Below are 25,561 nucleotides of genomic sequence, written 5' to 3' on the forward strand. Positions count from 1 at the left end.
CTCCTAGTATTATGTGTTTTTTGGAATCTCTCTGACAACTACTCTCGATCCTTCAACTTCAGTTACTTTGACTTCTACATCTCTTTGTATAAATGTTCCATCTGACACTGCATCTATGCGTTCATCATTTAATGAAATCATTCCTGCAGGTCGTAATTCTGTTAAAGTGATTGCAGTTTGTCCTACTAGATTAGAGCGGTCATCGTGTGAAGTATAGCCAGCTTCAGACGTTGTCGAATCTCTGAGTATAACTTTTTCAAATAACGAAATCTTTTTGTTATATCCTTTCACTAATATCACCCATTCTATAATAGTCAGTATTAAAGCGATTATAACATTGACTAACATCCAAAGAATGTTTTCACCAAGCATAATCATACTTACTGTGATGAGAATCATGCCTATAATGCCGATTACTGCACCAATAACAAACAATTCAATGACTAGCAGTATCACACCTATAGAAAATAATCCAACAGAAATTAAGGAAACTTCTCCTTGTATCAAATAGCCTAAAAATAGTATTAATAAGGCTAGTGCAGCAAGAATGCCTGGAAAGTTAATACGCTTGGAATAGAGTTGATAAAGAAAACCTAAAAAGATAATACAGGTTAAAATTAATGAAATAAATGGACTTGTTATAAAATCGCTGATTTGATGTAGTGTGGAATTTGAACTTGCCTGAAATACCGAAATATTATGTAGGATTTCAGCTTGGTATGACATAGATTCACCTCGCTCTCAAGGTTCATTATACATGATTACTTAGTGTAATTATAGGATTATCGTTTTATTTTAACATCAATAGAAAAATTATATTATGTAGCATCAAAACATAAGAAAAAACCCTAAGTTTTACATAATTGTAAAACTTAGGGCTGTTTAAACTGCATTATATAATAATTAATTGTTTGTTGAGGGAGTCAACAGACTTAATAATTATTTGAATTTACGTTTACGTGCAGCTTCTGATTTCTTTTTACGTTTAACACTTGGTTTTTCGTAAAATTCACGTTTACGTACTTCTTGAATTGTACCGCTTTTAGAAACTGAGCGTTTGAAACGGCGTAATGCATCTTCAAGTGATTCGTTTTTACGGACTACTGTTTTAGACATCTGTATTTCCCTCCCTCCAAATAACAACGGAACTTTAAAATTCGTTTGCATAGTTTTTTATAAACCATGCAATGCTAATTATAATATATGTGATTGATGCGGTCAATTAGAATAATTAATTTTTTGAAGCTTACACAATAGCTGTAAATTCACTGCTATTTGTTGCATGATCAATCACACGAGTAACATAACCATTATTTAAAGGATAACCTGCTTCTGTGATTTTCACACGTACAAGTTCTCCGATAAGCGAATCATCGCCTTCAAATTCAACTTTCATGTAGTTATCTGCATAACCCACTAATGTACCTGGTTTTTCACCGTGCTCTTCTGGAATTACTTCTAATACTTTTTGATCAAAGTGAGAAGCATATTCTTTCGCTAATTGGTTACTTAATTCAATTAGTTTATGAACACGATCATTTTTTACACTTTCATCAATTTGATCATCCATTCTAGCAGCTGGTGTCCCTGTTCGAGCTGAATATGGGAAAACGTGTAATTCTGAGAATTGATGTTCTAAAATAAAGTCATATGTTTCTTGGAATTCTTCCTCAGTTTCACCTGGGAATCCTACAATCACGTCACTAGTGACTGCTAAACCTGGTAAAGCATCATGTAACTTCATCAATCGTTCTGAGAAGTGTGCCATTGAATATTTACGTCTCATGCGTTTTAATACTGTATCTGAACCAGATTGTAATGGCACGTGTAAGTGACGTACGACTTTATTTGAATTTTTGATTACATCAATGACTTCATCAGTTAATTGACTAGCTTCGATTGATGAAATACGAATTCTTTCTAATCCATCTACTGATTCTAAATCACGTAATAATTGTGCTAGGTTATAATCTTTCAAGTCTTGACCGTAACCACCTGTATGAATACCAGTCAACACAATTTCTTTATAACCAGAATTTACTAATGTTGTTGCTTGTTCTACTACTTTCTCAGGATCTCTTGAACGCATTAAACCACGTGCCCATGGAATAATACAGAAAGTACAGAAGTTGTTGCAACCTTCTTGGATTTTTAAAGAAGCACGTGTTCTATCAGTGAAATATGGTACATCTAATTCTTCATATGTACGATTTTTCATGATATTGCCTACACCGTTAATTGGTTGACGTTCAGCTTTGAACTCTTCAATATAACCTAACAACTTCGTTCTATCCTGTGTACCGACTACAACGTCTACTCCAGGGATATCCATGATTTCTGCTGACGATGTTTGTGCATAACATCCTGTAACACAAACGACTGCATCTGGATTTTTTCTGATAGCACGTCGGATGACTTGTCTACTCTTCTTATCTCCTGTATTTGTAACTGTACATGTATTTATAACAAAGACATCGGCATTTGTATCAAATTCAACTCGATCATAGCCGGCATCTTTAAATAATTGCCAAATTGCTTCAGTTTCATAATGGTTTACTTTACAACCTAAAGTATGAAAAGCTACTGTTGACATTTATTTCACCCCATTAATTCTTTTTCATAACTAATTGCACTAAGCGCATAAAGCGGAGCCGTCTCTGCTCTCAAGATTCGATGACCTAGGCCGACTATGTAACTATTATTTTTGAACATTTCAATTTCATCAGGACTTAAACCGCCTTCTGGTCCAAAAATAATTAATACACGATCTCCTTTGCTGAATTTTTCGAGTGCGCGTTTAAACTCACTCATCTCGCCCTCTTTTGCTGCATCTTCATAAGCGATTAGTACATAATCATATTTATCTATATTAACATATACTTTCTTTAAATTCGATACAAATTCAATAGTTGGGATTACAAGACGATAACTTTGTTCAGCTGCTTCTTTGACAATTTTATTCCATCGTGTCAATTTTTTATCTGCTTTACTTTGATTTAGTTTTACAACAGAACGATCCATTTGTACTGCAATAAAGTGAGAAGCACCTAATTCCGTAGATTTTTGCAGCAACCACTCATATTTATCTGCTTTAATCAATCCACTGCAAATTGTTACTTCAATAGGTAATTCAGTATCATTTGGTTGTTCTTCTAATAATTTAAATTCAACGCCTTCATTATTTATAGCTGTAATCTCACAGAGATAAACTTTTAAGTCCTCGAAGGTTACGATAATTTTAGCCCCGACTTGACGACGCATGACATTTGAAATGTGATGTATATCGTCTTTGTCAGTAATAAAAAAACGCTGACTTTCATCAGCGTTTTGATTTATAAAATATCTTTGCATATTATTTGCTCTCTTTCTCTCCAACGATACAAACCCAACCGTTGTCGTGATTAATTGAAATGATATTAAAACCAGTACGCTTCATATGTTCTATAATTTCATTGCTCTTCTCTTCAATGATACCAGATGTTATAAATAAACCATCTTCATTTAGAGTATTATAAGCGTCATCTATCATTTCTTCAATAATATGCGCCAATATATTTGCGATTACAATGTCATATTTATCTGTTTCGCCTTGTAATAAATTACCGGTTGTTGTTTCAATTGAATCAGCACAAGCATTTTTTATGAAATTTTCTTTTGCTACTTTTATAGCTAGTTCATCCAGATCTAAAGCTTTGATACGCTTAACACCTAATAATGAGCAAGCAATACTTAAGATACCTGATCCAGTACCAACGTCAATCACAGTATGTTCTGGTTTTACATATGTTTCAATCGCTTTTAAACACATGCTAGTTGTAGGATGATCTCCTGTACCAAAAGCCATACCTGGATCTAGTTCAATACATAATTCTTCATTATTTTCTTTATCATATTCTTCCCAACTTGGCACAATAGTAAAGCGTTCTGAAGCTCTGAATGGATGGAAATAATTTTTCCACTCATTCTCCCAATCTTGTTCTTGAAGTGATTGTTCAGAATAGCTAAACATATTTTCGTTTAAAGTATCAATCTTCTTGATAGCACTTAAAATATCTTCTTTTAGTTCATCTGAGTATTCTAATTCGTTGAAATATGCTTTAATTCTTACACCACGTTCAGGATAATCACTAGGATTCAATTCATATATTTCGCCAAATTTATCCTCTAAGTTTCCTTTTAAATCTTCTGAGTCTTCTATCACTACACCGTTTGAACCCAAGTCTTCTAAAATGTTTGTACTTGCATCTTGTGCTTCATGATTTACTACAATTGAAAGTTCCACCCAGTTCATTATTGTTATTCTCCTTTAAAGAATCTACGTGCGCGTTCTTTGAAATTAGAAGGTTGTTCTTCAATTTCTTCACCGCTAAGTTCCGCAAATTCTCGCATTAATGATTTTTGTTTTTCACTTAATTTAGTTGGAGTCACCACATTAATGTTCACAAACAAGTCACCATATCCATAGCCATGAACGTTTTTAACACCTTTTTCTTTCATACGGAATTGTTTTCCGTCTTGAGTACCTTCTGGAACTGTTAAAATAACTTCACCATCTAATGTAGGCACTTTAACTTCATCACCTAGAGCTGCTTGTGGGAAGCTGATTTTCAAGTTATAGAAGATATCATCACCTTCACGGATGAATTTATCAGATGGTTTAACTCTGAATACAACATATAAGTCACCTTGTGGTCCACCGTTATGTCCTGGAGCGCCTTCACCGGCTAAACGAATTTGTTGATCAGTGTCTACACCTTTTGGTACTTTGACTTTGATTTTAACGTTTTTAGTTTGTGTGCCTTTACCGTGACAAGTTGGGCATGGTTCTTCAATTTCTTCACCTGTACCATTACATACTGGACAAACTTTTTCAGTTCTTACACGACCAAGTATTGTATTTTGTTCTACAGATACGTGTCCTGCTCCATTACAATAGTGACACGTTTTCTTTTTAGAACCTGGTTTTGCACCTGAGCCGTCACAAGTTTCACATTTTACTTCCTTACGAATTGAAATTTCTTTTTCAGCACCAAAGACTGCTTCTTCGAATGAAATAGTCATAGTGTATTGTAAGTCGTCCCCTTTACGTGGTGCATTTGGATCACGTTGTGCACCACCGCCTCCGAAGAACGTACTGAATATGTCCTCGAAACCACCTCCGAAGCCACTGAAGTCTTGACCGCCGAATCCTTGGCCGCCAAAGCCGCCTTGTGGTCCGTTATGACCAAATTGATCATAATTTGCGCGTTTATTCTCATCACTTAGCACTTCATAAGCTTCAGTAATTTCTTTGAACTTTTCATCTGCGCCTTCTTCTTTATTAATATCTGGGTGATATTTTTTGGATAATTTACGGTAGGCTTTTTTTATCTCGTCCTTTGACGCATCTTTACTGACACCTAAGACTTCATAATAGTCTCTTTTTGCCACTGTAATCTCTCCTTATCTTTCTGCTAGTTTAGAATCATTATACCTTTTAAAGTATAGTTGGTTAAATAATAAAAAGTCAAAGCCAATGTACAATTGACTTTGACTTAAATTTTTAAGAAGCCGCTTTTTTCTTTATTTAGTTAAAGCTGCTCTTTTGAGAAAGCATGCACTTATTTATTATCTTTGCTGTCGTCGTCTTTAACTTCAGTGAAATCAGCATCTTCAACATCACTGTTGTTAGAAGCATCTCCACCTTGTTGTTGTTCTTGAGCTTGTTGTGCTTGTTGGTAAACTTTCATTGATAAATCTTGAACGACTTTTTCAAGTTCTTCTTTTTTAGCTTTGATATCTTCTAAATCGTCGCCTTCAAGTGCTTTTTTCAATTCTTCTTTTTTGTCTTCAGCTTGTTTTTTATCGTCTTCGCCGATATTGTCAGCTAAGTCTTTTAATGTTTTTTCAACTTGGAATACTAAGCTGTCAGCTTCGTTACGTAAGTCACTTTCTTCACGACGTTTTTTATCTGCTTCTGCGTTTTGTTCAGCATCTTTAACCATTTGATCGATTTCATCATCTGAAAGTGCAGAGCTTGATTCGATTGTGATATTTTGCTCTTTGTTTGTACCTAAGTCTTTAGCAGTAACGTTTACAATACCGTTTTTATCGATATCAAATGTTACTTCGATTTGTGGTACACCACGTGGAGCTGGTGGAATATCAGTTAATGAGAAGCGTCCTAATGTTTTGTTATCTGAAGCCATTGGACGTTCACCTTGTAATACGTGAATGTCTACTGCTGGTTGGTTATCTGCTGCTGTTGAATAAACTTGTGATTTTGATGTTGGGATAGTAGTGTTACGTTCGATTAATGTGTTCATACGACCACCCATAATTTCGATACCTAATGATAATGGTGTAACGTCTAATAATACAACATCTTTAACATCACCAGAGATAACGCCACCTTGGATAGCTGCACCCATAGCTACAACTTCATCAGGGTTAACACTTTTGTTTGGTTCTTTGCCGATTTCTTTTTTAACTGCTTCTTGAACAGCTGGAATACGAGTAGAACCACCAACAAGGATTACTTCATCGATATCTTTGCTTGTTAAGCCAGCATCTTTTAGTGCTTGACGAGTAGGTTCCATTGTACGACGAACTAAATCATCTGAAAGTTCTTCGAATTTAGAACGAGTTAGAGTTAATTCTAAGTGTAATGGACCACTTTCTCCTGCAGAGATGAATGGTAATGAAATTTGAGTTTGTGATACACCAGATAAGTCTTTTTTAGCTTTTTCAGCTGCATCTTTCAAACGTTGTAATGCCATTTTATCTTGTGATAAATCAATGCCATTTTCTTTTTTGAATTCTGAAACTAGGTAGTCAATGATTACTTGGTCAAAGTCGTCACCACCAAGTTTGTTGTCACCTGCTGTTGATAATACTTCGAACACGCCATCGCCTAATTCAAGGATTGAAACGTCGAAAGTACCGCCACCAAGGTCGAATACTAACACTTTTTCGTCTTGATCAGTTTTATCTAAACCGTAAGCTAAAGCTGCTGCAGTTGGTTCGTTGATAATACGTTCAACTTCTAAACCAGCAATTTTACCAGCATCTTTAGTAGCTTGACGTTCAGCGTCATTGAAGTAAGCTGGAACAGTAATAACTGCTTTATCTACTTTATCTCCTAGATAGCTTTCTGCAGTACTTTTTAAGTTTTGAAGAATCATTGCAGAAATCTCTTGTGGAGTGTATGATTTTCCATCAACGTCTACTTTGTGGTCTGTACCCATTTCACGTTTGATTGATTGAATAGTATTAGGGTTTGTGATCGCTTGTCGTTTAGCAACTTCACCTACTTGAGTTTCACCATTTTTGAAAGCTACAACAGATGGTGTTGTACGTGCACCTTCTGGATTTTGGATTACTTTTGGTTCGTCGCCTTCTAAAACAGACACGCATGAATTTGTTGTACCTAAGTCAATTCCGATAATTTTACCCATAACTAATAATTCCTCCTAATAACATTTGTTGTATATTTCATCAGTTATATTTATTGATTTACTTTAACCATTGAAGGGCGTAATACACGATCCTTCAATTTATAACCAGTTTGAAGCTCTTGTGTAACTTCGCCTGATTCATATGAATCATCACTATCTTGCATAACAGCTTGATGGAAGTTTGGATCAAATTGTTGTCCTAAAGCTTCTATTTTCTCAAGGCCGTTTTCTTCTAGTGCGCGTAATAAGCTTTCATAAACCATTTGTACCCCTTTTTGCAGAGATTTAAATGATTCGTCTTCACCTTCTATTTGTAACGCACGTTCAATGTTATCAATAGTCGGCAAGATATCCGTTAAAACACTTTGAGCTTGATATGTTTTTAATGTTTGATTTTCTTTTTGAATACGTCTCTTATAGTTTTCAAACTCTGCATACAGACGTAAATATTTTTCTTCTTGTTCTTTTAACTCATCTTTTAGTTGTTGGATTTCATTCTCTTCTTGATTCTCTTCAGAACCATTTTGAACGTTTTCGGTATTCTCAGTTGATTGAGTATCTTCTTCAGTATTTGAATTTACAGTTGCATCTTCGTTCTCAGCAACTTCTTCATTGTTAACTGATTGATCTTTTTCTGCCATTTTCTGTCCTCCAATACATTTCAAAACTATATTTTATATAGTAATTGAATTACATTTTGATAACGCATAGCGGTCGGTCCAATAACAGCTATGTGTCCTTTAAGATGTTCATCAATATGATAATCACTCATCACAATTGAGATGTCCTCTAGGTCATTATCAATTTCTTTTCCTATTTTAACATCGATTCCAGAATGATTATCTTTTTCGAACAGTTTCAATATCTTATTGGACTCTAAATATTGAAGAATTTGTTGTATTGAATTCACATTCTGCTCATTCAATGTATCAATTAAATTTGATTTACCACCAAGGTAGATGTCTTTCTTGTTATCATTAACTCTTTGATAAAGTAAATCTGTTAATTGATGAATTGTTGTGATGTCGCTCGAATGTTCCATTGCTTCATCAACAAAACTTTTATTGTTATAAAGTTCTTTGATGTAATTCGCTATTTGAATTAAACGCGCTTTAGAAATCTTTTCGTCTACTGCTAATTGAATATGTTCAACATTTCCTGTTTCGAACACAATTACCATAATAACCAAATTAGCGGTTGCGTTAAACAAATGAACATCGCTGATCAAATCTTTTGATTGATTTGGTTTCATTACCAACGTAGTATACTGTGTAAATAATGACAATTCATTCGCATACACACTTAGTGCAGCAGATAAATTAAAATTATATTCCATTAACAGTTTATTTAAACGTTGGTTATTCGTTTCTTTTAGAGGAGAAGTATTTTCCAACAGTTGGTCTACATAGTATCTAAAACCCTTTAATGAAGGTGACCTTCCTGATGATGCATGAGATTTTTCTACTAAACCAAATGATTCTAATTGTTTCATTTCATTTCTTATAGTAGCTGGACTCACATCAACATTATGTCTCTCAATAATTGTTTTAGAACCGACAGGTAGACCATAATCCACATAATCTTCAACAATGGCATTTAAAATGCTCAATTGTCTATCTGTAATCATGTTTCCACCTCATTAGCACTCTCTTCTTCCAAGTGCTAATTATAATTTATCAAATTGGTCAAAGTAAGTCAATGTTAAAGCCTTGACCTCTTAAAATTAATCTAATAAGAATGCTTCAAAGACTTCATTGCCAATAACTTTACCTCGATCAGTCAATTTAACAGCGTTATTGTCATTAATAATTAAGCCCTTTTTACTTAGGTCAGTAAGTGCCTCAGCATAGATTTGATCAATGTTTTCATTGAATTTATGATTGAACACAGACTTATTTACCCCTTGATTCATTCTTAAACCTAAAAACATCTGTTCTTCCATTTGTTCGCGATGAGTGGGTGTGGTTTGATGTAAAATCGGACGTTCGCCGTTTCTAATCTTCTTAATATAGTGATTAACAGGATTGACATTTGAGTATCTTATTCCATGAACGTATCCACTGGCACCTGCTCCGAAGCCATAATAACCTTCGTTCATCCAATACACTTTGTTGTGTTCAGATTCATGACCAGGTTGACCAAAATTTGAAATTTCATATTGATGCATTGAAGATTGATTAATTTTATCAAGTAATAGCTCATACATTTCTTCCCCTACATCTTCGTTTGGAAGTTTTAACTTTCCTTTTCTATATAAATTATAAAATTGAGTTTTAGGTTCAAGAATTAGACCGTAACTTGAGATATGATTAATATCCATTGATAACGCAATATCTAAACTGTCTTCAAATTGTTTAAGTGTTTGACCAGGAAGATGATACATCAAATCAAGACTGATAGAGTTAATCTGGTATTGATTAGCGAGCTCGACAGCATTGTATATATCTGCCGTATTATGTGTACGCCCAAGTACTTTTAATAAATCTTGGTCAAACGTTTGAACACCCATTGAAATGCGATTGACGCCGTAGTCTTTTAAAAGTTTAATCTTTGATGGTGTAAGTTCATCTGGATTTGCTTCAAAAGTATATTCTCTTGAAATAGTAAAGTGCTCATTGATAGCTTTTAACAAACGCTCTAATTGTGACTCATTTAACGCTGTAGGTGTGCCTCCTCCTACAAACATTGTTTTTAATGTGCGATTGTCAGCTGTTTTAAATTCTTCAATTAAGCAATCTAAATACTCATCAACTGGTTGATTTTGTATAAAGTATTTATTGAAATCACAGTAAGTACAAATTCTGACACAAAATGGAATATGAATATATGCACTTTTAACTTTCATATTTTCGCCTCGCTTTTAGGACAAAATTCAAAATAAAAAGCTGGGACATTAGAGTCCCAACCTTATTATTAATCTTCATCCATTTTTAATACTGCTAAGAAAGCGTCTTGAGGTATTTCAACATTACCTACTGCTTTCATTTTTGCTTTACCTGCTTTTTGCTTTTCTAATAATTTACGTTTACGGCTGATATCCCCACCATAACATTTCGCAAGTACATTTTTACCCATTGATTTAATATTTGTACGGGCAATGATTTTATGGCCAACTGCAGCTTGTACGGGTACTTCGAATTGTTGTCTAGGGATTAATGTTTTTAATCTTTCAACAAGCGCTTTACCGCGTTCATATGCAAATTCTTTATGAACAATAAAACTTAAAGCATCTACTTTTTCGCCGTTTAATAAGATATCCATTTTAACTAAATCACTTTCTTTATAGCCGATAAGTTCATAATCAAATGAAGCATAGCCTTTTGTATTTGATTTAAGTTGGTCGAAGAAATCAAATACTACTTCTGAAAGTGGAATTTCATAAATAATATTGACACGAATATCATCTAAATAGTCCATATTGATAAATTGTCCACGCTTACGTTGGCATAATTCCATAACAGCACCTACATAATCATTCGGTACCATCATTGTTGCTCTAACGTAAGGCTCGTAAATTTCATCAATTTGATCTCTCTCAGGCATTTGTGCTGGATTATCAACGATTTTTTTCTCACCATTTTTTAGAATACATTCATAAATTACAGATGGAGCTGTCGCTATTAATTCGATTCCAAATTCTCGTTCGATACGTTCCTGAATAATTTCCATATGCAGCATGCCTAAGAATCCTGTACGGAAACCAAAGCCTAAAGCTTGAGAAGTCTCAGGTTCGAATTCTAGTGATGAATCATTCAGCTGTAATTTTTCTAAGGCTTCTCTTAAATCATTATATTTTTTATTATCAATTGGGAATAAACCACAGAACACCATTGGATTCATTTTTTTATAACCTTTTAATGGTTGTGCTGCTGGGCGTTCTGCATGCGTGATAGTATCCCCTACACGTGAATCATCCACATTTTTGATGCTTGCGATGATGTAGCCAACATCTCCAACAGTTAGTTCTTCGACTGGAAGTTGTTTAGGTGTGTTAATACCAACTTCGGTTACCTCGAATTCTTTACCAGTCGCCATCATTTTGATTTTGTCCCCTGCTTTAACTACGCCATCCATAATTCGAATTGAAGAAATAACACCTCTATAAGCATCATATTCAGAGTCGAAAATTAATGCTTTTAATGGTTCAGAAGGATCCCCTTCTGGTGGTGGTACGACTTCAACGATTTTTTCTAATATTTCTTCAATACCAATATTAGATTTAGCACTTGCTAAAACAACATCATCTTGATCTAAACCAATAACATCTTCAATTTCTTGTTTAACACGTTCAGGATCTGCAGCTGGTAAATCAATCTTATTCACTACAGGAAGTAATTCTAAGTCATTATCAAGTGCAAGGTATACGTTTGCCAGGGTTTGTGCTTCGATACCTTGTGCAGCATCTACAACTAAGATAGCCCCTTCACATGCTGCTAAAGAACGAGAAACTTCATAAGTAAAATCGACATGCCCTGGTGTATCAATTAAGTGGAAAATATAATTCTTACCATCTTTAGCTTCGTATTTTAATCTAACCGCATTCAACTTAATAGTGATACCGCGTTCTCTTTCTAAATCCATTGAATCTAATAATTGTGACTGCATTTCTCGTGTTTCAACACTTTTAGTGTTTTCTAAAATTCTATCAGCCAACGTTGACTTTCCATGGTCAATATGGGCAATGATAGAAAAGTTTCTAATATTTTCTTGTCGGTTTAACCGTTCTTCATTATTCATTCTATCTACTCACTTTCATAATATTCAAATAGAGCATTATGTATGATATTCTTTGATATAATAACGTGTTTGCCCCATAATTGCAACTAATGGCAATTTCATGTACATTTTACTGACAGACTCTATTTTACTGTAAATCATCGCTTGTTAAAAGCCTCATTGAAAATAAATGATTGCAGTTTAATAGTACATTTGATAAAATGTTTCTTGTTGTAATCAAATATTTATTTGATGATCATAGATCACTTTTAGGAGGTGACATTCAATGCCAAATATTAAATCTGCTATTAAACGTGTTAAAACAACTAACAAAGCTGAAGCACAAAACATTTCTCAAAAAAATGCTATGCGTACTGCAGTTAAACGTGCGAAAACAGCTATCGCTGAAAACGCTGAAAACAAAAATGAATTAGTACGTATCGCTGTGAAAAAAGTCGACAAAGCTTCTCAAGCTAACTTAATTCACTCAAATAAAGCTGACCGCATTAAATCAAAATTAATGGTTGCAGCTAAATAATGAAAAAGTTCAAGCATCTGCTTGAACTTTTTTTATATGGATAAAATAAAGAGTTCTAATATAAGCTGTTTGTCCATATACGAAGATTTTAATTTATAATCAGTTTCAGCACATGCATTCATAATATTCATCAAGTGCTTCAAATCATACTGTCTAGATGCTCTCAATGCTAATTTCACTCTAAATGGATGGACACTGACAGTTTTAGCGATTTGAGCTTGTGAATAACCTTTTTTAGCTAGAATTTTGCATTGATAATATAACCTGAAATTACTAGCAATCAAAGCCAACAACTTAATTGGTTCTTCTTTTAGAGTAATTAAATCATTCACTAAATGCACTGCTTCAGTTTTTTTTCCTTGTTGAATATAATCTGTTAATAAGAAAACGTTCTGCTCTAGGCTTCTATTTACAATTGTCTCAACATCTTGTTTAGTTATAGTTGGACGATCTCCTAAATATAAGATAATTTTTTCTAACTCTTGTTTAACTAAGTTAAAATTTATACCTGTTAAATCAATAAATAAGTTCAAAGCATCTTGTTTAATATCCTTATATTGTTCATTTAAGGTATGCTTAATCCAATTTTTAAGCTCATCTTCAGACATTTGCTCGATTTTAACCAGTTTTGTATATTTTTTTAAGCTTTTAACAAGCTTTTTACGCTCGTCTAGCTTAGGATTATAAACTTCAAATATAACCAATGAAGGACCATCATATTTTTCAATAAATTCCTGCAGTTGCTCTATATTATGATTTAAATCTTTATTACCTCTATCACCTGTAAAGATATAAGCATTTTTCACAATAACAGCCTTCAAGTCAGAGAAGAACGGTAAAGTTAAAGCTTCTTCAATACATACACTGATTTCAGTTTCATTTAAATTAAAACTTGCATAATTGAATTCATCTTTTTCACCTTGCAAATACTGTTGTGTAAGTTCTTGCGTTTTCTTTTCTATAAGCTCTGGAACTTCACCATAAATAGTAATAATATTATTTTCCACAACTTGCACCCCTCAAAATTAGCATACTTAAGTATTATATCATTTGTCCGATAGTCAGACCATTTATAATTATTTTTCAGTTTCCACCTCAATTTCCTTATTTAATTTGAAAGTCACTTCCCCATTGTTTTGCGTATTGTATAACTTAGTACCTACTTTTTTTAATCTATCTACTACAGATTTATTAGGTAATTTATATACGTTGTTTTGACCGCTCGATATAATACTATAAGTAGGATGAATAGTATTTAAATATACTTCACTATTACTTGTTTTACTGCCATGATGTCCTACTTTCAATATATCTATTTTCGGAAGTTTATAATTCGATAGCAACTTCTGTTCATTTTTTATTGTCGCATCTCCAGTTGTTAATATGTTATATGTCTTAGTTTGTATCAAAGCTATTATTGAATGATCGTTTAAATCCTTACTTTGAGTGATTGCCGTATTATAAAATTTTATTTTATTATCTCCTAGTTTAATCGAAGAAATACTATTAACATCTAATAGAGTGGTTTTATATTTATGACACAAGTCTTTTAATTGCATTAATGTGTGAGTGGGATAACTTTTAAAATTAATGATTAAGCGTTTAATGTGAACATGGCTAATTATATAATCTAATTCACCGATATGATCAGCATGTGGATGTGTAATAATGACATAATCTAATGAAGAAATACCCCTTTTACGGAGGGTTGGAAGCACATGAAACTTGCTGATAGAATGAGAAGCATTTGCATTCTTGGTACTAAAATCAAAGAGCTCATTTTCGTTTTGTGCCTTACCTCCTGTGTCTATTAAAATGCGTTGTCTAGCTCCTGTTTCAAATAAAAAAGAATCTCCTTGTCCAACATTAAGTGCTGTAAATCTTAAATGTGGTAATGATGCTGAATAAGTAATAATGATACTTCCAAGTATAAAAATAACAGTAGATTTTTTTATTTTGCCATTTGTAGTTAACGTAAGCATCAATACGAGCCAAATAAGGGTACCAGCTAAAAGTAAGCTGTTCATTTCCCCTATAAACCATCTATAGCATGTTAAATGCTTGAAAATCGGAATTAAGAGCGTGTCATGTAACCAATAACTAAACGAGATTATTTGATTTAATAACAGATTTGAACCAAAAAATTGATAATAGAAAAAAGTTAAGATAGCAATGGGAAATAGAATGAATGAATAAAATGGTATAAAGATGAAGTTAGCAACAAAACCAATCCACTGAATCTGATTAAAATGAAACGCACTCACTAAAAATGATCCGATTTGTGCTATGAATGTCATTGCATACATAGATTGTATAGTTGTTAATGTTTTTAAAATTGGAGCGCATAACATAATGAAAAAAGTGATTAAGAATGAGAATTGAAATCCAATATCAAAAACGATATCAGGATTGGTAACACATAAAAAAAGGAAGACAGTTGCTAGTATGTCTAATAGTGATTGATAGAATCTTTTTGGAATAATCATGACTAAGGACATACAAAGTATTGCTCTTAAAGCGCTCGGTGCAAAATTAGTATAATAAGCAAATAAAAACAATACGAAGATAATAAAAGTCTTTGTAATAAAAAGAGGAATAGAGAAACGATTAAATACAAAGTAAAATATGGATGCTATTACAACGACATGTGAACTACTTACGGCCAATAGATGAAAAATGCCGATTTCTTTATCAAGTTCAATTGCACCTTTATCAATATAACTGACATCCCCTGTAATCATTGCATAAGTATTTTGCCAGTATGGAGAATTTAATTTTAAGCGAGTTAATGAAAAAGCCTTGTGTTTTTCAATTATTGAATGAACGGAATTAGACTCGATAGCAGTGCACGATTTCGTATTAAATTTATTTACCATAAGTGAAATCGTGTCGTTAAAATCCGAATCAACTTTTAGCTGCCCTTCTACAATACAATTTAAGTTTGAGGGTAACTTTTTCAATTCAATTAAATGACTTTTTTGCTTTGGAAAATAGAAAAGTTTGACTGAATGATTTTGTAATTTTGCTATCCCTTCTACATATTTTTCGTTTTTAACCTTTAATTGAGTAATTTCAATGCGATTATTCAAATGACTATGAATCTTAAACCACTTTAAATCTTGAATATTAGACTTTATATGGCTAGAAAAAATTTCATAACTTATTATAGGTTGACATAATATCAATATGGTTAATAATATTGGTAGCTTTCTTTTGTATAACATTAAAAATAATAAGCCGGCAAGAGTGTATGCAAGCGGCTTATTATATATCAATAAGATGCCTTCTAAAAATGCAAGTGCGATATATATCAAATATGAATCACTTCTTCGTTAAGAATTCTGCAACTTGATCGGCATCAAATGGTATTTTTTTATATTCAATCCCTGATTGTTTCAGTAATTTTAAAGCATAATCATGGTTATGGTAATCTTTGGCATAGTAGATTTTCTTAATACCTGCTTGAATAATAGATTTCGTACAGTTCAAACATGGGAAATGTGTGACATATATCGTTGCTCCTTCAGTTGAAACACCCTGTTTTGCACACTGAAGAATCGCGTTCATTTCTGCATGTATTGTTCTTATACAATGTCCATCTTCCATTAAACAACCTTCGTCAATACAATGTACTTCACCTGCAACTGAACCATTATAGCCACCAGCTATGATTCTATTATCTTTCACTATAGTAGCCCCTACAGATAATCTTGTACATGTTGAGCGAAGAGATAACAAATGGCTTTGAGCCATAAAGTATTCTTCCCATTTAATTCTTTCCACACTTTGAACCTCCTTTGTCTTATAACAATACTATTTTATTACAAATCTGCACAGTAATAAATCAATATTGTTAAACTGTAAAATATTCTTTTAACTTCTCGAACGATTTTTCTCCGATACCTTTAACATTTTTCAATTGATCCACACTATTAAAAGGTCCTTTTGTTTCTCTAAATTCAATGATCGCCTTTGCTTTAGAAGGTCCTAAGCCGTTCACAGTAGTTAATTCATTTTCTTTGGCACTGTTAAGGTTAACTTTCGTTTGTGGTGATTTATTAGTGCTTTGTGTACTAGAGGTGCTTATGCTACTACTTGTTGTTAGATTTTGACCTTTCTCTGGTATGAAAATCATTTTTTGGTCAGTTAATTTCTCCGAAAGATTGATAGTTGTTAAATCAGCCTTGCTCGTTAGCTTTGCTTTATTTAACACATCTTTTATACGTTGATTATCTTTCATTTCATAAATATCAGGGTGTTCAACAGCCCCTTTAACATCTACCACTACTACTTTAGTTTTTCTATTTGCTTCAGTTTCTGTGTCGGCCTCTTTGTTTGATTCTCTCTTTTTTGAAAAATTTTGTTTGTCATTATCTAAATGAGAGTTGCTCACATTTTGAGCAGTTGATTCTATTTCTTGGTTACTACTATCAGAGTGTAGTTTCATTAAAATAAAAGCAAGCACAATAACTGCAATAACCAATAACCATGAGAAATGCTTATATTGGTTATAGTAGTGTTTTAACTGTTCTAACATAAAAAATTCACTCCTTTATCTTTTAAACGTTTAAAGGAGTGATTTTTCTTCTTTTATTTTTTAACTATGAAGAATAAGCGATCGCTTTGTTCATCATGATTTTCAATATCAAAGTCATAAAATGTATGAATGTGGCTAAAACCAACTTCATTAAGCATTTCAATATATGCTTGTTCGCTGAATGTTTTTTGAAAATGCTCTTCATCAAAACGTCGATAACTTCCATCGTCTTGTTGTTCAAAGAAAGTCATATAATGCCATACACTGTCAGGTAAATCACCTTGAATTGCTTCCCATGCTAAAAAGATATGTTCAGTTTCATCAATATATGTTTGATTTGCAAATAGCGTATTCATTTTAAACTTTGAGTGGACATCAAAGATAAATGTTCCATCAGTATTTAAATGGCGATATACATGCTTAAATGTTTCAATAACATCATGTTGATCAGTAATATAATTTAATGAATCACACAATATAGTAATGACATCAAAATTTTGACCTAATTCAAAATCTGTCATGTCACCCTCAATCCATCTAACTGAATCAGACTTTTGGGAAGCAACTGCGAGCATATCACTACTTAAATCCATTCCTGTTACACTTTTAAAATCAGTTAATAACGTCGTCAAACTACCAGTACCACAGCCAATATCCAATATACTAGTTCGCTTAGAAGTTGCTTGTCGTATAATTTCTAGCCATTGATTGTATGGTTGATCTTGTGTAAGCTCATCATAATATTGGCTAAAGCCTTCATACTGGCTCATTTAATAAGCTTCCTCATATGTTTTCATCGGTGCATCTCTATAAAGTTTTTCAATGTTATAATAGCCGCGTTCATCTTTATGGAAGATGTGTACGATAACACCAGATAAATCTAATAAAATCCATCTTGCTTCGTTTAAACCTTCAAACACTGAAACATTAATACCTTCTTTATCTGCAGCTTCTTTTACCGCTCTACCGATTGCTTGTACTTGACGTTCATTATTACCATGACAAATAACAAAGTAGTCTGCCATATCATGAATACCTTCTAAATTAAGTGAAATAACTTCTTCTGCTTTTTTACTTTCAACTGCTTTAATCGCTATATCTAAAATTTGTTCTACTTGCATTTAATCATCCTTTATTCTTTCATCACTGAAATTATAGTAGTTTAAACAATCAATCGTCGCTTTGTACACACTGATATCTTTACCAATTAAAAATAGCACTGTTCTTTTAGAGATTTCATAAATTGTTTGATCTAAGTTGCCTGGTTGTTCTGCCATTCCTCTAATTTCTTCAACGCCTGGTATTTCTCTTTTTGGTTCAATATAGTCCGCAATAAAAACCAATTTTTCTGTTTTTGTCATTTGTGCACGACCAGTCGTATGATAGTGAATAGCAGCTAATACTTCTTCATCAGTAATACCATACTTCTCTTTCATAATAACTGCACAGACTGGGCCATGTAAAATTTCTGAACCATAACTTAATAAATCTGGGTCTAAATTATGCTGACCTACAATTTGATACATATATCCTAAATCATCATATTTTGAAAAGTCATGTAAAACACCAGCAAGTTCAGCTTTTTCCACGTCCCCTTTATGGATTTCAGCTAAATGTTTTGCTGTCTCAGCTACTCTTAATGAATGTTTATATCTTTTCTTTGGCAGTTTTTCTTCAACTAGTTTGATAGCTTCTTCAATTTTCATATAATCGCTCCCTTCTGATATATGATTCAACCTGTTTAGGAACTAGAATTTGTATTGATTCACCTGATTGTACACGGTGACGAATCAATGATGAACTGATATCAATTCTAGGTATCCTTACAGCTATCATGTCTTCTGATACTTCCTGTACTTCTTTTCCTCGATTGACAACAACAAATGTAACAATTTGTTTAAGTTCATCAATACGATACCAACGTTCTAATTGTTCGTATTGGTCTGTGCCGATAATAAAGAAAAGTCTTGAATCAGGATGTTCAGATTTAATTGCATTTAGTGTGTCGTAAGTATAACTTTGACCTTGTCGTTCTATTTCATCCAAGCATACCTCACCAAATCCTAATTCTTCTGTAGCGATCTCTAACATCTTTAGACGATGTGTTGTGTTTAATTCAGAATTATGGCTTTTAAGTGGTGACATGTAACTGGGTAAAAATAAAAAACGATCTGGTTTTAATTGATGATACACTTCACTTGCTACAGCTAAATGTGCTGTATGAATTGGATTGAATTGGCCCCCGTATAATACTATTGATTGCGTCATTAATTAAGGTAATTCAATTTGCTTATTTTCTTTTGATTCTTTATATAGAACAATCATAGACCCAATTACTTGTACCAATTCACTATTTGTTGCTTCACTTACAGCTTGTGCAAGTTCACTTTTATCATCCATATTATTTTGTAAGATATGAATTTTTATTAACTCTCTATTTTCTAAAATTTCATCTAGTTGCTCAATCATATTTTCATTTAAACCAGCTTTTCCAATTTGAAAAGTAGGATTCACATGATGCGCTTTACTTCTTAAAAATCTCTTTTGTTTTCCTGTAAGCATTTAATTTCTCCTTTTTAATTGTTCGATTACTGCCGTTTTCATCGCCTCAGTATCAGCTGTTTGACCTGTCCAAATTTTAAAACTTTCAGCACCCTGATTAACAAACATATCCAAGCCATTATATATAGGATTACCTTTTTCTTCAGCGAGTGCTAATATCGGCGTTTTGGATGGAATATAGACGATATCACTAACAAGTGTGTGAGGTGCTAGGTTGTCTAATGATATCACTACATCTTTATTTTTATTCATTCCAGCAGGTGTAGTATTTATGACAATATCAAAACGCCCCAACATTTTCTCAGCATCACTTAGCGTTAATTGTTCTACAGATAAATCCCAAGTATCGAATCTGCTCATTGTACGATTCGCAACAGCTAAAGGTGTTGTAACAATCTCATTCAATGCGGCTGCTAAACCTTTACTAGCGCCACCTGCTCCTATTAGCAATATTTTTGCATTTTCTAGTTTTGGATATACTTCTTGCAACCCTTTAACATAACCAATGCCATCAGTGTTATAACCTAACCAACGACCATTTTCAATCTTCACTGTATTAATAGCGCCAATTGTTTCGGCATGTGAATCTATTTCATCAAGGTAAGGTATAATGTTTTCCTTATGCGGAATAGTAATATTAAAACCATCCAATTGTTTTTCATTTATAATTTCTTTGATTAAATGAAAATGTTTTGGTGGAATGTTTAATGCTTCATAAGTGTCATCTCGCTTTAACGCTTTAAAGTTTGCGTCGTGCATAATTGGAGATAACGAGTGGTCTATAGGATGACCGATTACTGCAAATTTCATAACTATCACCTGCTACATGATTGAATTTCTCAATACAACATCAACTGATTTCGGAACTCTGACAATAACTTTTGCTCCAGGTCCAATTGTTATAAAACCTAACCCTGCAATCATTACGTCTCTCTTCTCTTTACCCGTTTCCAAGCGTACTGCTTTCATTTCGTCTAAATTAAAATCATCTTTATTACTTGGTGGTGCTAATAATTTACCGAGCTGAGTACGCCATAACTCATTGGCTTTTTCAGTTTTAGTCCGATGAATCAGCAAATTATTAGAAAAATAACAAACCAGTGGGCGTTTACCTCCAGAAACGTAATCGATTCTTGCTAATCCTCCAAAGAAGAGTGTTTGTTCTTCGTTTAATTGATAAACACGTTGTTTTACTTCTTTATTAGGCATAATTTGTTTAAGTTCTTTTTCAGAAACATAATGCGTCATTTGATGATCTTGTATGACACCAGGTGTATCGTACATAAATGAATGATCGTCTAATGGAATATCTATTAAATCTAAAGTTGTTCCTGGGAATCGTGAAGTTGTTACTACATTCTTTTCACCAACACTTTGTTCAATCAGTTTATTGATTAATGTAGATTTCCCAACGTTGGTTGTGCCTACGATATAAACATCTTCTTGTTTTCGGTGTTGTTGGATAGCTTCTAATAAATCTTGAATGCCGTATCCTTTTTCTGCAGAAATTAAAACAACATCTTCCGCTTCCAACCCATATTTTCGCGCGGATTTTTTCAACCAATCTTTAACACGGCGTTTATTAATTTGTTTAGGTAATAAATCAATTTTATTCGCTGCAAGAATCACTTTTTTATTCCCTACAATACGCTTTAAAGCATTTATGAAGGAACCTTCAAAATCAAAGATATCTACAACATTGACTACAAGTCCTTTTTTATCTGCAAGATGATTTAATAAGTCCAAGAAATCTTGGCTATCCATACCCACATCTTGAATCTCGTTATAATTTTTTAATCTGAAACAGCGTTGACATATCACATCTTCTTTATGCAGATTGTGCGCTGGCACATAACCTGGTTTCTTTGGATCATCGGCTTGTAAAGTCGCACCGCATCCAATACATTTCGTTTCTGTCAATCAATTTTCCTCCCATTTAATATAGCCTTTTCTTTTGTATCTGTGTAATAAACGTCTTTCAATAATTCGATTGAATTTCGTGATAAATCCATCAGTTTTTTTAACAGGAACAACCATAACAGTATACATGCCACGTCTATTACCGCCAAAGACATCTGTCATCATTTGATCACCAATAACAACAGTCTCTTCAGGTTTTAATCCCATACGTTCTGATGCATGTTTAAAGGCTTTTCCCATCGGTTTTTTAGCTTCAAAGATATAATTGACTTTGAGTGGTTGGCAGAAACTAGATACTCTGCCTTGATGGTTATTTGAAACCACTGTCACTTTGATACCTTTTTCATTCAACATATTAAACCAATGAATGACTGCCGGTGTCGGATCAGCTTCGTCCCAACCTACTAATGTATTGTCCAAATCCGTAATAACGCCTTTGATTCCATTTTCTGCTAACTGATCAAAGTCTATTTCATGGATTGATTTAACATAAGCATTCGGCATAAAATTCCTACTTAAAATTCCCATTACATTAATCCACCTTATCTTTATAATGATTTTAACATTTGGAGTACAGTTTCACTTGATGTTTTCGCTGCTTCTCCAATGAATTCATCAAACGTAATATTTGCTTCACCATTCGCTAAATCTGATACTGCTCTTGTAATAATAAACGGTGTGTTAAATTGATAACATGTTTGTGCAATTGCTGCAGATTCCATCTCTACAGCCATAGCTTTAGGGAAATGTTCTTTAATGTATTCACGTTGTTTAACTTCACCGATAAAACTGTCGCCGCTGACAATCATACCTAAGCGACCTGTTAAGTTTTGCTTCTCAATAACAGCTTGTGCTAATTCTGCTAAGTTATCATCCGCTTCATACGCAATCGGCATATTCGGAATTTGTCCCAATTCATAACCGAATGCCGTCGCATCCGCATCATGATACATCGCTTCTGTCCCAATTAAGACATCACCCACGTTCAACGAGTGATCTAGCGCCCCTGCAGAACCTGTATTCAAAATTGCCTCTGGGGAGAATTGTTGAATAAGTAAAGCAGTGGAGATACTTGCGTTAACTTTACCGATACCGCTTAAAGTCAAGACGACTGCTTTATCATTAATTTTACCTTTATAAAATTTTACATGAGCAATGGTAACTTCTTCTAAATCCTCAATATGTTCTTTTAATATCATTATTTCTTCTTCCATTGCGCCAATGATTCCTATCATTGCCATTTCCCCTTTCAAATGAACTATCAGTGATATTTTATCATAATTTGTCTAGTGCAACGACCAAAGACCATGTTCACCACGATCATCACATAAAAAAGGTTGGCGCTTTACTTTTGTCCATTTGAAGCAAGCTTCAAACAAAAGTATCACCAACCCTTTGTTATCTATTTATCATAAAGCGATATCAGCCTTTGTGATAAATGATTATTGTGATTGAATATTAGTAATTTTCACTTTCATTTCTGCACCGTTTGGAAGTGGTACACGAACTTCGTCTTCTAGATGTTTACCGATTAAACTTTTGGCAATCGGTGATTCGTTTGAAATTTTGCCATTGAATGCATCTGCTTCTGCAGACCCAACAATTTGATACACTTCTTCATCACCATCAGGCAGTTCAACAAATGTCACAGTTTTCCCGATTTGTACCACATTGTTATCACCTGTATCTTCAATAATCAATGCATTGCGAATCATGTGTTCAATACGTTGGATATCTTGTTCAATGAAACCTTGTTCATCTTTCGCTGCATCATACTCAGAGTTCTCAGATAAGTCCCCGAAAGAACGTGCAACTTTGATTTTTTCTACGACTTCAGGTCGTTTGACAGTTTTTAATTCTTCAAGTTCTTGTTCTAGCTTTTCAAAACCTTCTTGGGTCATTGGATATTGTTTTTGGTTTTCCATATTTTCATCTTCCTTTACTCAAGTGTTACTGTTGATTTTGTATTAATGATTGGATTTTTGTCGTCATTATATCGATAGCAACTTTATTGCTGCCGCCTTCAGGGATAATAATATCCGCATAACGTTTAGTCGGTTCGATGAATTGATTATGCATCGGACGTACGACAGACATATATTGATCAATGACAGATTCCATAGAGCGACCTCGCTCTTTCGTATCACGCATCAAGCGTCTTAAGATACGTAAATCTGCATCGGTATCGACATAAATCTTAACATCCATTAAATCACGTAATGTTTTGTTTTCTAGTGCAAATATTCCTTCTACGATAATAACATCTTTCCGTTGAAATGCAATGGTTTCAGGGCTTCTCGTGTGATTGACATAATCATACGTGGGCACCTCTACAGGTATACCATTGCGTAAATCGATTAGATTTTGAATCAATAAATCATTATCGAACGCAAACGGATGGTCATAATTCGTTTGTAAGCGTTCTTCAAATGTTAAATGTGATTGGTCTTTATAATAGTAGTCTTGTGCAATTAATGCAACACTATGACCTTCTAAATTATGCAGAATTTCGTTTGTGACTGATGTTTTACCTGATCCAGAACCGCCTGCAATGCCTATAATGGTAGTGGCTTTCATTATCCTATTTCCTTTCGCATCATGTTGTTTGGATAAATATCATGATCCACTTTAAATTGAACAATTTGAAGTGGGTGACGTGCAGCATCTAATGCATTGCCTTCTTCGTCATAAATCGCTTCGACGACTTGTGTAAAGTTATCGATTTCAGGACCGAAGAATTCAATTTCTTGTCCAGGTTTAAAGTGATTACGCTGCTGAATTGTCGCCATTTTTGTTTCTTTGTCATAATCTAACACTAAACCGCAGAAATCATATGGTGTTTTCTTATTAGATTCATTACCGAACATTTGTTGTTGATAACCAGGTGTGCCTTCAAAGAATGAAGAAGCAGTGTCCCTGTTAGCACATTTATCTAATTCTATTAACCACTCTGGTTTAATTTTAAAGTTGTCAGGGTCTGCTGCATAAGCATCAATCACTTTACGATAGACAGAAACAACAGTCGCAATATAGTGAATTGATTTCATACGTCCTTCGATTTTAAGTGAATCAATACCGATATCCATCATGTTTGGAATAGATTCGATTAACTTCAAGTCTTTAGGACTCATCGCAAATGGAACGACTTCTTCTTCTTTATAAAATAAGTCTAAGTCGCCATCTTCATCGACTTCTAATAAGTCATAATCCCAACGACAGCTTTGGCAGCATCCGCCGCGGTTAGAGTCACGTGCTGTCATATGATTACTTAAAGTACAGCGGCCGGAATATGCGATACACATTGCGCCATGGATAAAAGCTTCGATTTCGATATCTACTTTTTCTTTCATCTCTTTCATTTCCATTGCGCCTGTTTCACGTGCAAGTACAACACGATCTAAACCTTCTTCTTTCCAATACTCTACTGCTTTATAGTTACTTAGTGATTGTTGTGTTGATAAATGAATTTCAAGTTTAGGTGCGACACGTTTACATGTTTCAATAATCAATGGGTCCGCAACAATAATTCCTGTTGCGCCTGTGGCTTCTAGATTTCTTAAATAATCTTCTAAACCATCCATATTTTCATCATGCGCGATGATATTTGTTGTGACATAAATTTTTGCACCGTATTGTGATGCGAATTCAACGCCTTCTTTGATTTCTTCCATTGTGAAGTTATCAGCATTAGAACGGAGTCCATACTCTTGTCCGCCTAAAAAGACTGCGTCTGCCCCATAATGTACAGCAATTTTCAGTTTTTCCAAGTTACCTGCAGGTGCAAGCAACTCTGGCTTTTTCACTTGGCGTTTAGCTTGTGTTTTTACTTCTTTAACTTGAGTAACCAAGATT

Annotated in this window: 28 protein-coding genes; 1 reads left to right on the top strand and 27 read right to left on the bottom strand. The window is 33.7% G+C overall.

Annotated features, from left to right (window positions below; translation table 11 throughout):
- Positions 1-9 precede the first annotated feature (9 nt).
- From HMPREF2937_RS05165 to lepA, 11 genes are all read right to left on the bottom strand, one after another.
- Positions 10-726, bottom strand: a complete 717-nt coding sequence (locus HMPREF2937_RS05165; RefSeq protein ID WP_002481069.1) for an NfeD family protein — start codon at positions 724-726, stop codon at positions 10-12.
- 213 nt (positions 727-939) lie between these two features.
- Positions 940-1,116: a 30S ribosomal protein S21 gene (gene rpsU, locus HMPREF2937_RS05170; protein WP_000048060.1), complete on the bottom strand. Its 177-nt coding sequence runs from the start codon at positions 1,114-1,116 to the stop codon at positions 940-942.
- A gap of 130 nt (positions 1,117-1,246) precedes the next feature.
- Positions 1,247-2,593 carry a tRNA (N(6)-L-threonylcarbamoyladenosine(37)-C(2))-methylthiotransferase MtaB gene (gene mtaB / locus HMPREF2937_RS05175; RefSeq protein WP_070864157.1) on the bottom strand — a complete coding sequence of 449 codons (1,347 nt, stop codon included), beginning with the start codon at positions 2,591-2,593 and terminating at the stop codon, positions 1,247-1,249.
- A gap of 5 nt (positions 2,594-2,598) precedes the next feature.
- Complete coding sequence (locus HMPREF2937_RS05180; RefSeq protein ID WP_070864158.1) at positions 2,599-3,351, bottom strand: 16S rRNA (uracil(1498)-N(3))-methyltransferase; 753 nt, start codon at positions 3,349-3,351, stop codon at positions 2,599-2,601.
- A 1-nt stretch (position 3,352) separates the two neighbouring features.
- Positions 3,353-4,291, bottom strand: coding sequence for a 50S ribosomal protein L11 methyltransferase (gene prmA, locus HMPREF2937_RS05185; protein ID WP_070848383.1), 939 nt, complete (start codon positions 4,289-4,291; stop codon positions 3,353-3,355).
- Between the two features lie 5 nt (positions 4,292-4,296).
- Positions 4,297-5,430, bottom strand: a complete 1,134-nt coding sequence (dnaJ, locus tag HMPREF2937_RS05190; RefSeq protein WP_002481074.1) for a molecular chaperone DnaJ — start codon at positions 5,428-5,430, stop codon at positions 4,297-4,299.
- Between the two features lie 170 nt (positions 5,431-5,600).
- Positions 5,601-7,436: a molecular chaperone DnaK gene (gene dnaK, locus HMPREF2937_RS05195; RefSeq protein ID WP_070864159.1), complete on the bottom strand. Its 1,836-nt coding sequence runs from the start codon at positions 7,434-7,436 to the stop codon at positions 5,601-5,603.
- A gap of 50 nt (positions 7,437-7,486) precedes the next feature.
- Positions 7,487-8,077 (bottom strand): nucleotide exchange factor GrpE, encoded by a 591-nt coding sequence (grpE, locus tag HMPREF2937_RS05200; RefSeq protein ID WP_002481076.1) that lies wholly within the window; start codon positions 8,075-8,077, stop codon positions 7,487-7,489.
- Positions 8,078-8,103: 26 nt separating this feature from the next.
- Positions 8,104-9,063: a heat-inducible transcriptional repressor HrcA gene (gene hrcA, locus HMPREF2937_RS05205; protein WP_070864160.1), complete on the bottom strand. Its 960-nt coding sequence runs from the start codon at positions 9,061-9,063 to the stop codon at positions 8,104-8,106.
- A 96-nt stretch (positions 9,064-9,159) separates the two neighbouring features.
- Positions 9,160-10,281 (bottom strand): radical SAM family heme chaperone HemW, encoded by a 1,122-nt coding sequence (hemW, locus tag HMPREF2937_RS05210; protein ID WP_070864161.1) that lies wholly within the window; start codon positions 10,279-10,281, stop codon positions 9,160-9,162.
- A 68-nt stretch (positions 10,282-10,349) separates the two neighbouring features.
- Positions 10,350-12,173 (bottom strand): translation elongation factor 4, encoded by a 1,824-nt coding sequence (lepA, locus tag HMPREF2937_RS05215; protein ID WP_002481079.1) that lies wholly within the window; start codon positions 12,171-12,173, stop codon positions 10,350-10,352.
- Positions 12,174-12,438: 265 nt separating this feature from the next.
- Here lepA and rpsT point away from each other — a divergent pair, with 265 nt between their 5' ends.
- Entirely contained in the window at positions 12,439-12,690 is a 252-nt protein-coding gene (gene rpsT / locus HMPREF2937_RS05220) for a 30S ribosomal protein S20 (protein ID WP_002481081.1), read from the top strand.
- A 32-nt stretch (positions 12,691-12,722) separates the two neighbouring features.
- Here rpsT and holA read toward each other — a convergent pair whose 3' ends face one another.
- From holA to HMPREF2937_RS05300, 16 genes are all read right to left on the bottom strand, one after another.
- Entirely contained in the window at positions 12,723-13,697 is a 975-nt protein-coding gene (gene holA / locus HMPREF2937_RS05225; protein ID WP_023015129.1) for a DNA polymerase III subunit delta, read from the bottom strand.
- A 69-nt stretch (positions 13,698-13,766) separates the two neighbouring features.
- Positions 13,767-16,004: a DNA internalization-related competence protein ComEC/Rec2 gene (locus HMPREF2937_RS05230; RefSeq protein ID WP_070864162.1), complete on the bottom strand. Its 2,238-nt coding sequence runs from the start codon at positions 16,002-16,004 to the stop codon at positions 13,767-13,769.
- Positions 16,005-16,011: 7 nt separating this feature from the next.
- Positions 16,012-16,473: a ComE operon protein 2 gene (locus tag HMPREF2937_RS05235; protein ID WP_002481084.1), complete on the bottom strand. Its 462-nt coding sequence runs from the start codon at positions 16,471-16,473 to the stop codon at positions 16,012-16,014.
- A 70-nt stretch (positions 16,474-16,543) separates the two neighbouring features.
- The gene (locus HMPREF2937_RS05240) at positions 16,544-17,227 is read right to left on the bottom strand and encodes a ComEA family DNA-binding protein (protein ID WP_023015127.1); all 684 of its coding nucleotides are present in this window, start codon (positions 17,225-17,227) and stop codon (positions 16,544-16,546) included.
- A gap of 53 nt (positions 17,228-17,280) precedes the next feature.
- On the bottom strand, positions 17,281-17,997 hold the full coding sequence (locus tag HMPREF2937_RS05245; protein ID WP_002481086.1) for a class I SAM-dependent DNA methyltransferase: 717 nt from the start codon (positions 17,995-17,997) through the stop codon (positions 17,281-17,283).
- Positions 17,998-18,348: a ribosome silencing factor gene (gene rsfS, locus HMPREF2937_RS05250; RefSeq protein WP_002481087.1), complete on the bottom strand. Its 351-nt coding sequence runs from the start codon at positions 18,346-18,348 to the stop codon at positions 17,998-18,000.
- On the bottom strand, positions 18,349-18,933 hold the full coding sequence (yqeK, locus tag HMPREF2937_RS05255) for a bis(5'-nucleosyl)-tetraphosphatase (symmetrical) YqeK (protein WP_002481088.1): 585 nt from the start codon (positions 18,931-18,933) through the stop codon (positions 18,349-18,351).
- A complete protein-coding gene (locus tag HMPREF2937_RS05260) occupies positions 18,923-19,495 on the bottom strand; it encodes a nicotinate-nucleotide adenylyltransferase (RefSeq protein ID WP_002481089.1) in 573 nt (190 codons plus the stop codon). Before HMPREF2937_RS05260 ends, yqeK begins: the two co-directional genes overlap by 11 nt.
- Positions 19,496-19,498: 3 nt before the next feature.
- Entirely contained in the window at positions 19,499-19,789 is a 291-nt protein-coding gene (yhbY, locus tag HMPREF2937_RS05265) for a ribosome assembly RNA-binding protein YhbY (RefSeq protein ID WP_070848845.1), read from the bottom strand.
- Positions 19,790-20,599, bottom strand: coding sequence for a shikimate dehydrogenase (aroE, locus tag HMPREF2937_RS05270; RefSeq protein WP_057510451.1), 810 nt, complete (start codon positions 20,597-20,599; stop codon positions 19,790-19,792).
- A 12-nt stretch (positions 20,600-20,611) separates the two neighbouring features.
- Entirely contained in the window at positions 20,612-21,709 is a 1,098-nt protein-coding gene (yqeH, locus tag HMPREF2937_RS05275; RefSeq protein ID WP_070864163.1) for a ribosome biogenesis GTPase YqeH, read from the bottom strand.
- On the bottom strand, positions 21,710-22,237 hold the full coding sequence (locus tag HMPREF2937_RS05280; protein WP_002481093.1) for a YqeG family HAD IIIA-type phosphatase: 528 nt from the start codon (positions 22,235-22,237) through the stop codon (positions 21,710-21,712).
- Between the two features lie 20 nt (positions 22,238-22,257).
- Positions 22,258-22,944, bottom strand: coding sequence for a 5'-methylthioadenosine/adenosylhomocysteine nucleosidase (locus HMPREF2937_RS05285; RefSeq protein WP_023015123.1), 687 nt, complete (start codon positions 22,942-22,944; stop codon positions 22,258-22,260).
- A 207-nt stretch (positions 22,945-23,151) separates the two neighbouring features.
- Positions 23,152-23,634 carry a transcription elongation factor GreA gene (greA, locus tag HMPREF2937_RS05290; RefSeq protein WP_002481095.1) on the bottom strand — a complete coding sequence of 161 codons (483 nt, stop codon included), beginning with the start codon at positions 23,632-23,634 and terminating at the stop codon, positions 23,152-23,154.
- A gap of 25 nt (positions 23,635-23,659) precedes the next feature.
- The gene (udk, locus tag HMPREF2937_RS05295; RefSeq protein WP_070864164.1) at positions 23,660-24,286 is read right to left on the bottom strand and encodes a uridine kinase; all 627 of its coding nucleotides are present in this window, start codon (positions 24,284-24,286) and stop codon (positions 23,660-23,662) included.
- Complete coding sequence (locus HMPREF2937_RS05300; protein WP_023015122.1) at positions 24,286-25,557, bottom strand: peptidase U32 family protein; 1,272 nt, start codon at positions 25,555-25,557, stop codon at positions 24,286-24,288. Before HMPREF2937_RS05300 ends, udk begins: the two co-directional genes overlap by 1 nt.
- Positions 25,558-25,561: the final 4 nt, after the last annotated feature.

Source organism: Staphylococcus sp. HMSC061G12 (assembly GCF_001838465.1).
GTDB classification, from domain to species: Bacteria; Bacillota; Bacilli; order Staphylococcales; family Staphylococcaceae; genus Staphylococcus; species Staphylococcus simulans.

What these genes read in the sequence shown, in the direction of transcription:
- udk (WP_070864164.1), bottom strand. Translation starts at nt 24,286, where the DNA reads ATGAAAGCCACTACCATTATAGGCATTGCAGGCGGTTCTGGATCAGGT.
- hemW (WP_070864161.1), bottom strand. Translation starts at nt 10,281, where the DNA reads ATGAAAGTTAAAAGTGCATATATTCATATTCCATTTTGTGTCAGAATT.
- rpsU (WP_000048060.1), bottom strand. Translation starts at nt 1,116, where the DNA reads ATGTCTAAAACAGTAGTCCGTAAAAACGAATCACTTGAAGATGCATTA.
- hrcA (WP_070864160.1), bottom strand. Translation starts at nt 9,063, where the DNA reads ATGATTACAGATAGACAATTGAGCATTTTAAATGCCATTGTTGAAGAT.
- HMPREF2937_RS05260 (WP_002481089.1), bottom strand. Translation starts at nt 19,495, where the DNA reads ATGACGCAATCAATAGTATTATACGGGGGCCAATTCAATCCAATTCAT.
- grpE (WP_002481076.1), bottom strand. Translation starts at nt 8,077, where the DNA reads ATGGCAGAAAAAGATCAATCAGTTAACAATGAAGAAGTTGCTGAGAAC.
- dnaK (WP_070864159.1), bottom strand. Translation starts at nt 7,436, where the DNA reads ATGGGTAAAATTATCGGAATTGACTTAGGTACAACAAATTCATGCGTG.
- rsfS (WP_002481087.1), bottom strand. Translation starts at nt 18,348, where the DNA reads ATGCAAGTAGAACAAATTTTAGATATAGCGATTAAAGCAGTTGAAAGT.
- mtaB (WP_070864157.1), bottom strand. Translation starts at nt 2,593, where the DNA reads ATGTCAACAGTAGCTTTTCATACTTTAGGTTGTAAAGTAAACCATTAT.
- HMPREF2937_RS05240 (WP_023015127.1), bottom strand. Translation starts at nt 17,227, where the DNA reads ATGTTAGAACAGTTAAAACACTACTATAACCAATATAAGCATTTCTCA.
- prmA (WP_070848383.1), bottom strand. Translation starts at nt 4,291, where the DNA reads ATGAACTGGGTGGAACTTTCAATTGTAGTAAATCATGAAGCACAAGAT.
- HMPREF2937_RS05165 (WP_002481069.1), bottom strand. Translation starts at nt 726, where the DNA reads ATGTCATACCAAGCTGAAATCCTACATAATATTTCGGTATTTCAGGCA.
- HMPREF2937_RS05280 (WP_002481093.1), bottom strand. Translation starts at nt 22,237, where the DNA reads ATGGGAATTTTAAGTAGGAATTTTATGCCGAATGCTTATGTTAAATCA.
- HMPREF2937_RS05180 (WP_070864158.1), bottom strand. Translation starts at nt 3,351, where the DNA reads ATGCAAAGATATTTTATAAATCAAAACGCTGATGAAAGTCAGCGTTTT.
- aroE (WP_057510451.1), bottom strand. Translation starts at nt 20,599, where the DNA reads ATGAAATTTGCAGTAATCGGTCATCCTATAGACCACTCGTTATCTCCA.
- yhbY (WP_070848845.1), bottom strand. Translation starts at nt 19,789, where the DNA reads ATGCTTACAGGAAAACAAAAGAGATTTTTAAGAAGTAAAGCGCATCAT.
- rpsT (WP_002481081.1), top strand. Translation starts at nt 12,439, where the DNA reads ATGCCAAATATTAAATCTGCTATTAAACGTGTTAAAACAACTAACAAA.
- HMPREF2937_RS05245 (WP_002481086.1), bottom strand. Translation starts at nt 17,997, where the DNA reads ATGAGCCAGTATGAAGGCTTTAGCCAATATTATGATGAGCTTACACAA.
- lepA (WP_002481079.1), bottom strand. Translation starts at nt 12,173, where the DNA reads ATGAATAATGAAGAACGGTTAAACCGACAAGAAAATATTAGAAACTTT.
- HMPREF2937_RS05285 (WP_023015123.1), bottom strand. Translation starts at nt 22,944, where the DNA reads ATGATAGGAATCATTGGCGCAATGGAAGAAGAAATAATGATATTAAAA.
- yqeK (WP_002481088.1), bottom strand. Translation starts at nt 18,933, where the DNA reads ATGAAAATTGAAGAAGCTATCAAACTAGTTGAAGAAAAACTGCCAAAG.
- greA (WP_002481095.1), bottom strand. Translation starts at nt 23,634, where the DNA reads ATGGAAAACCAAAAACAATATCCAATGACCCAAGAAGGTTTTGAAAAG.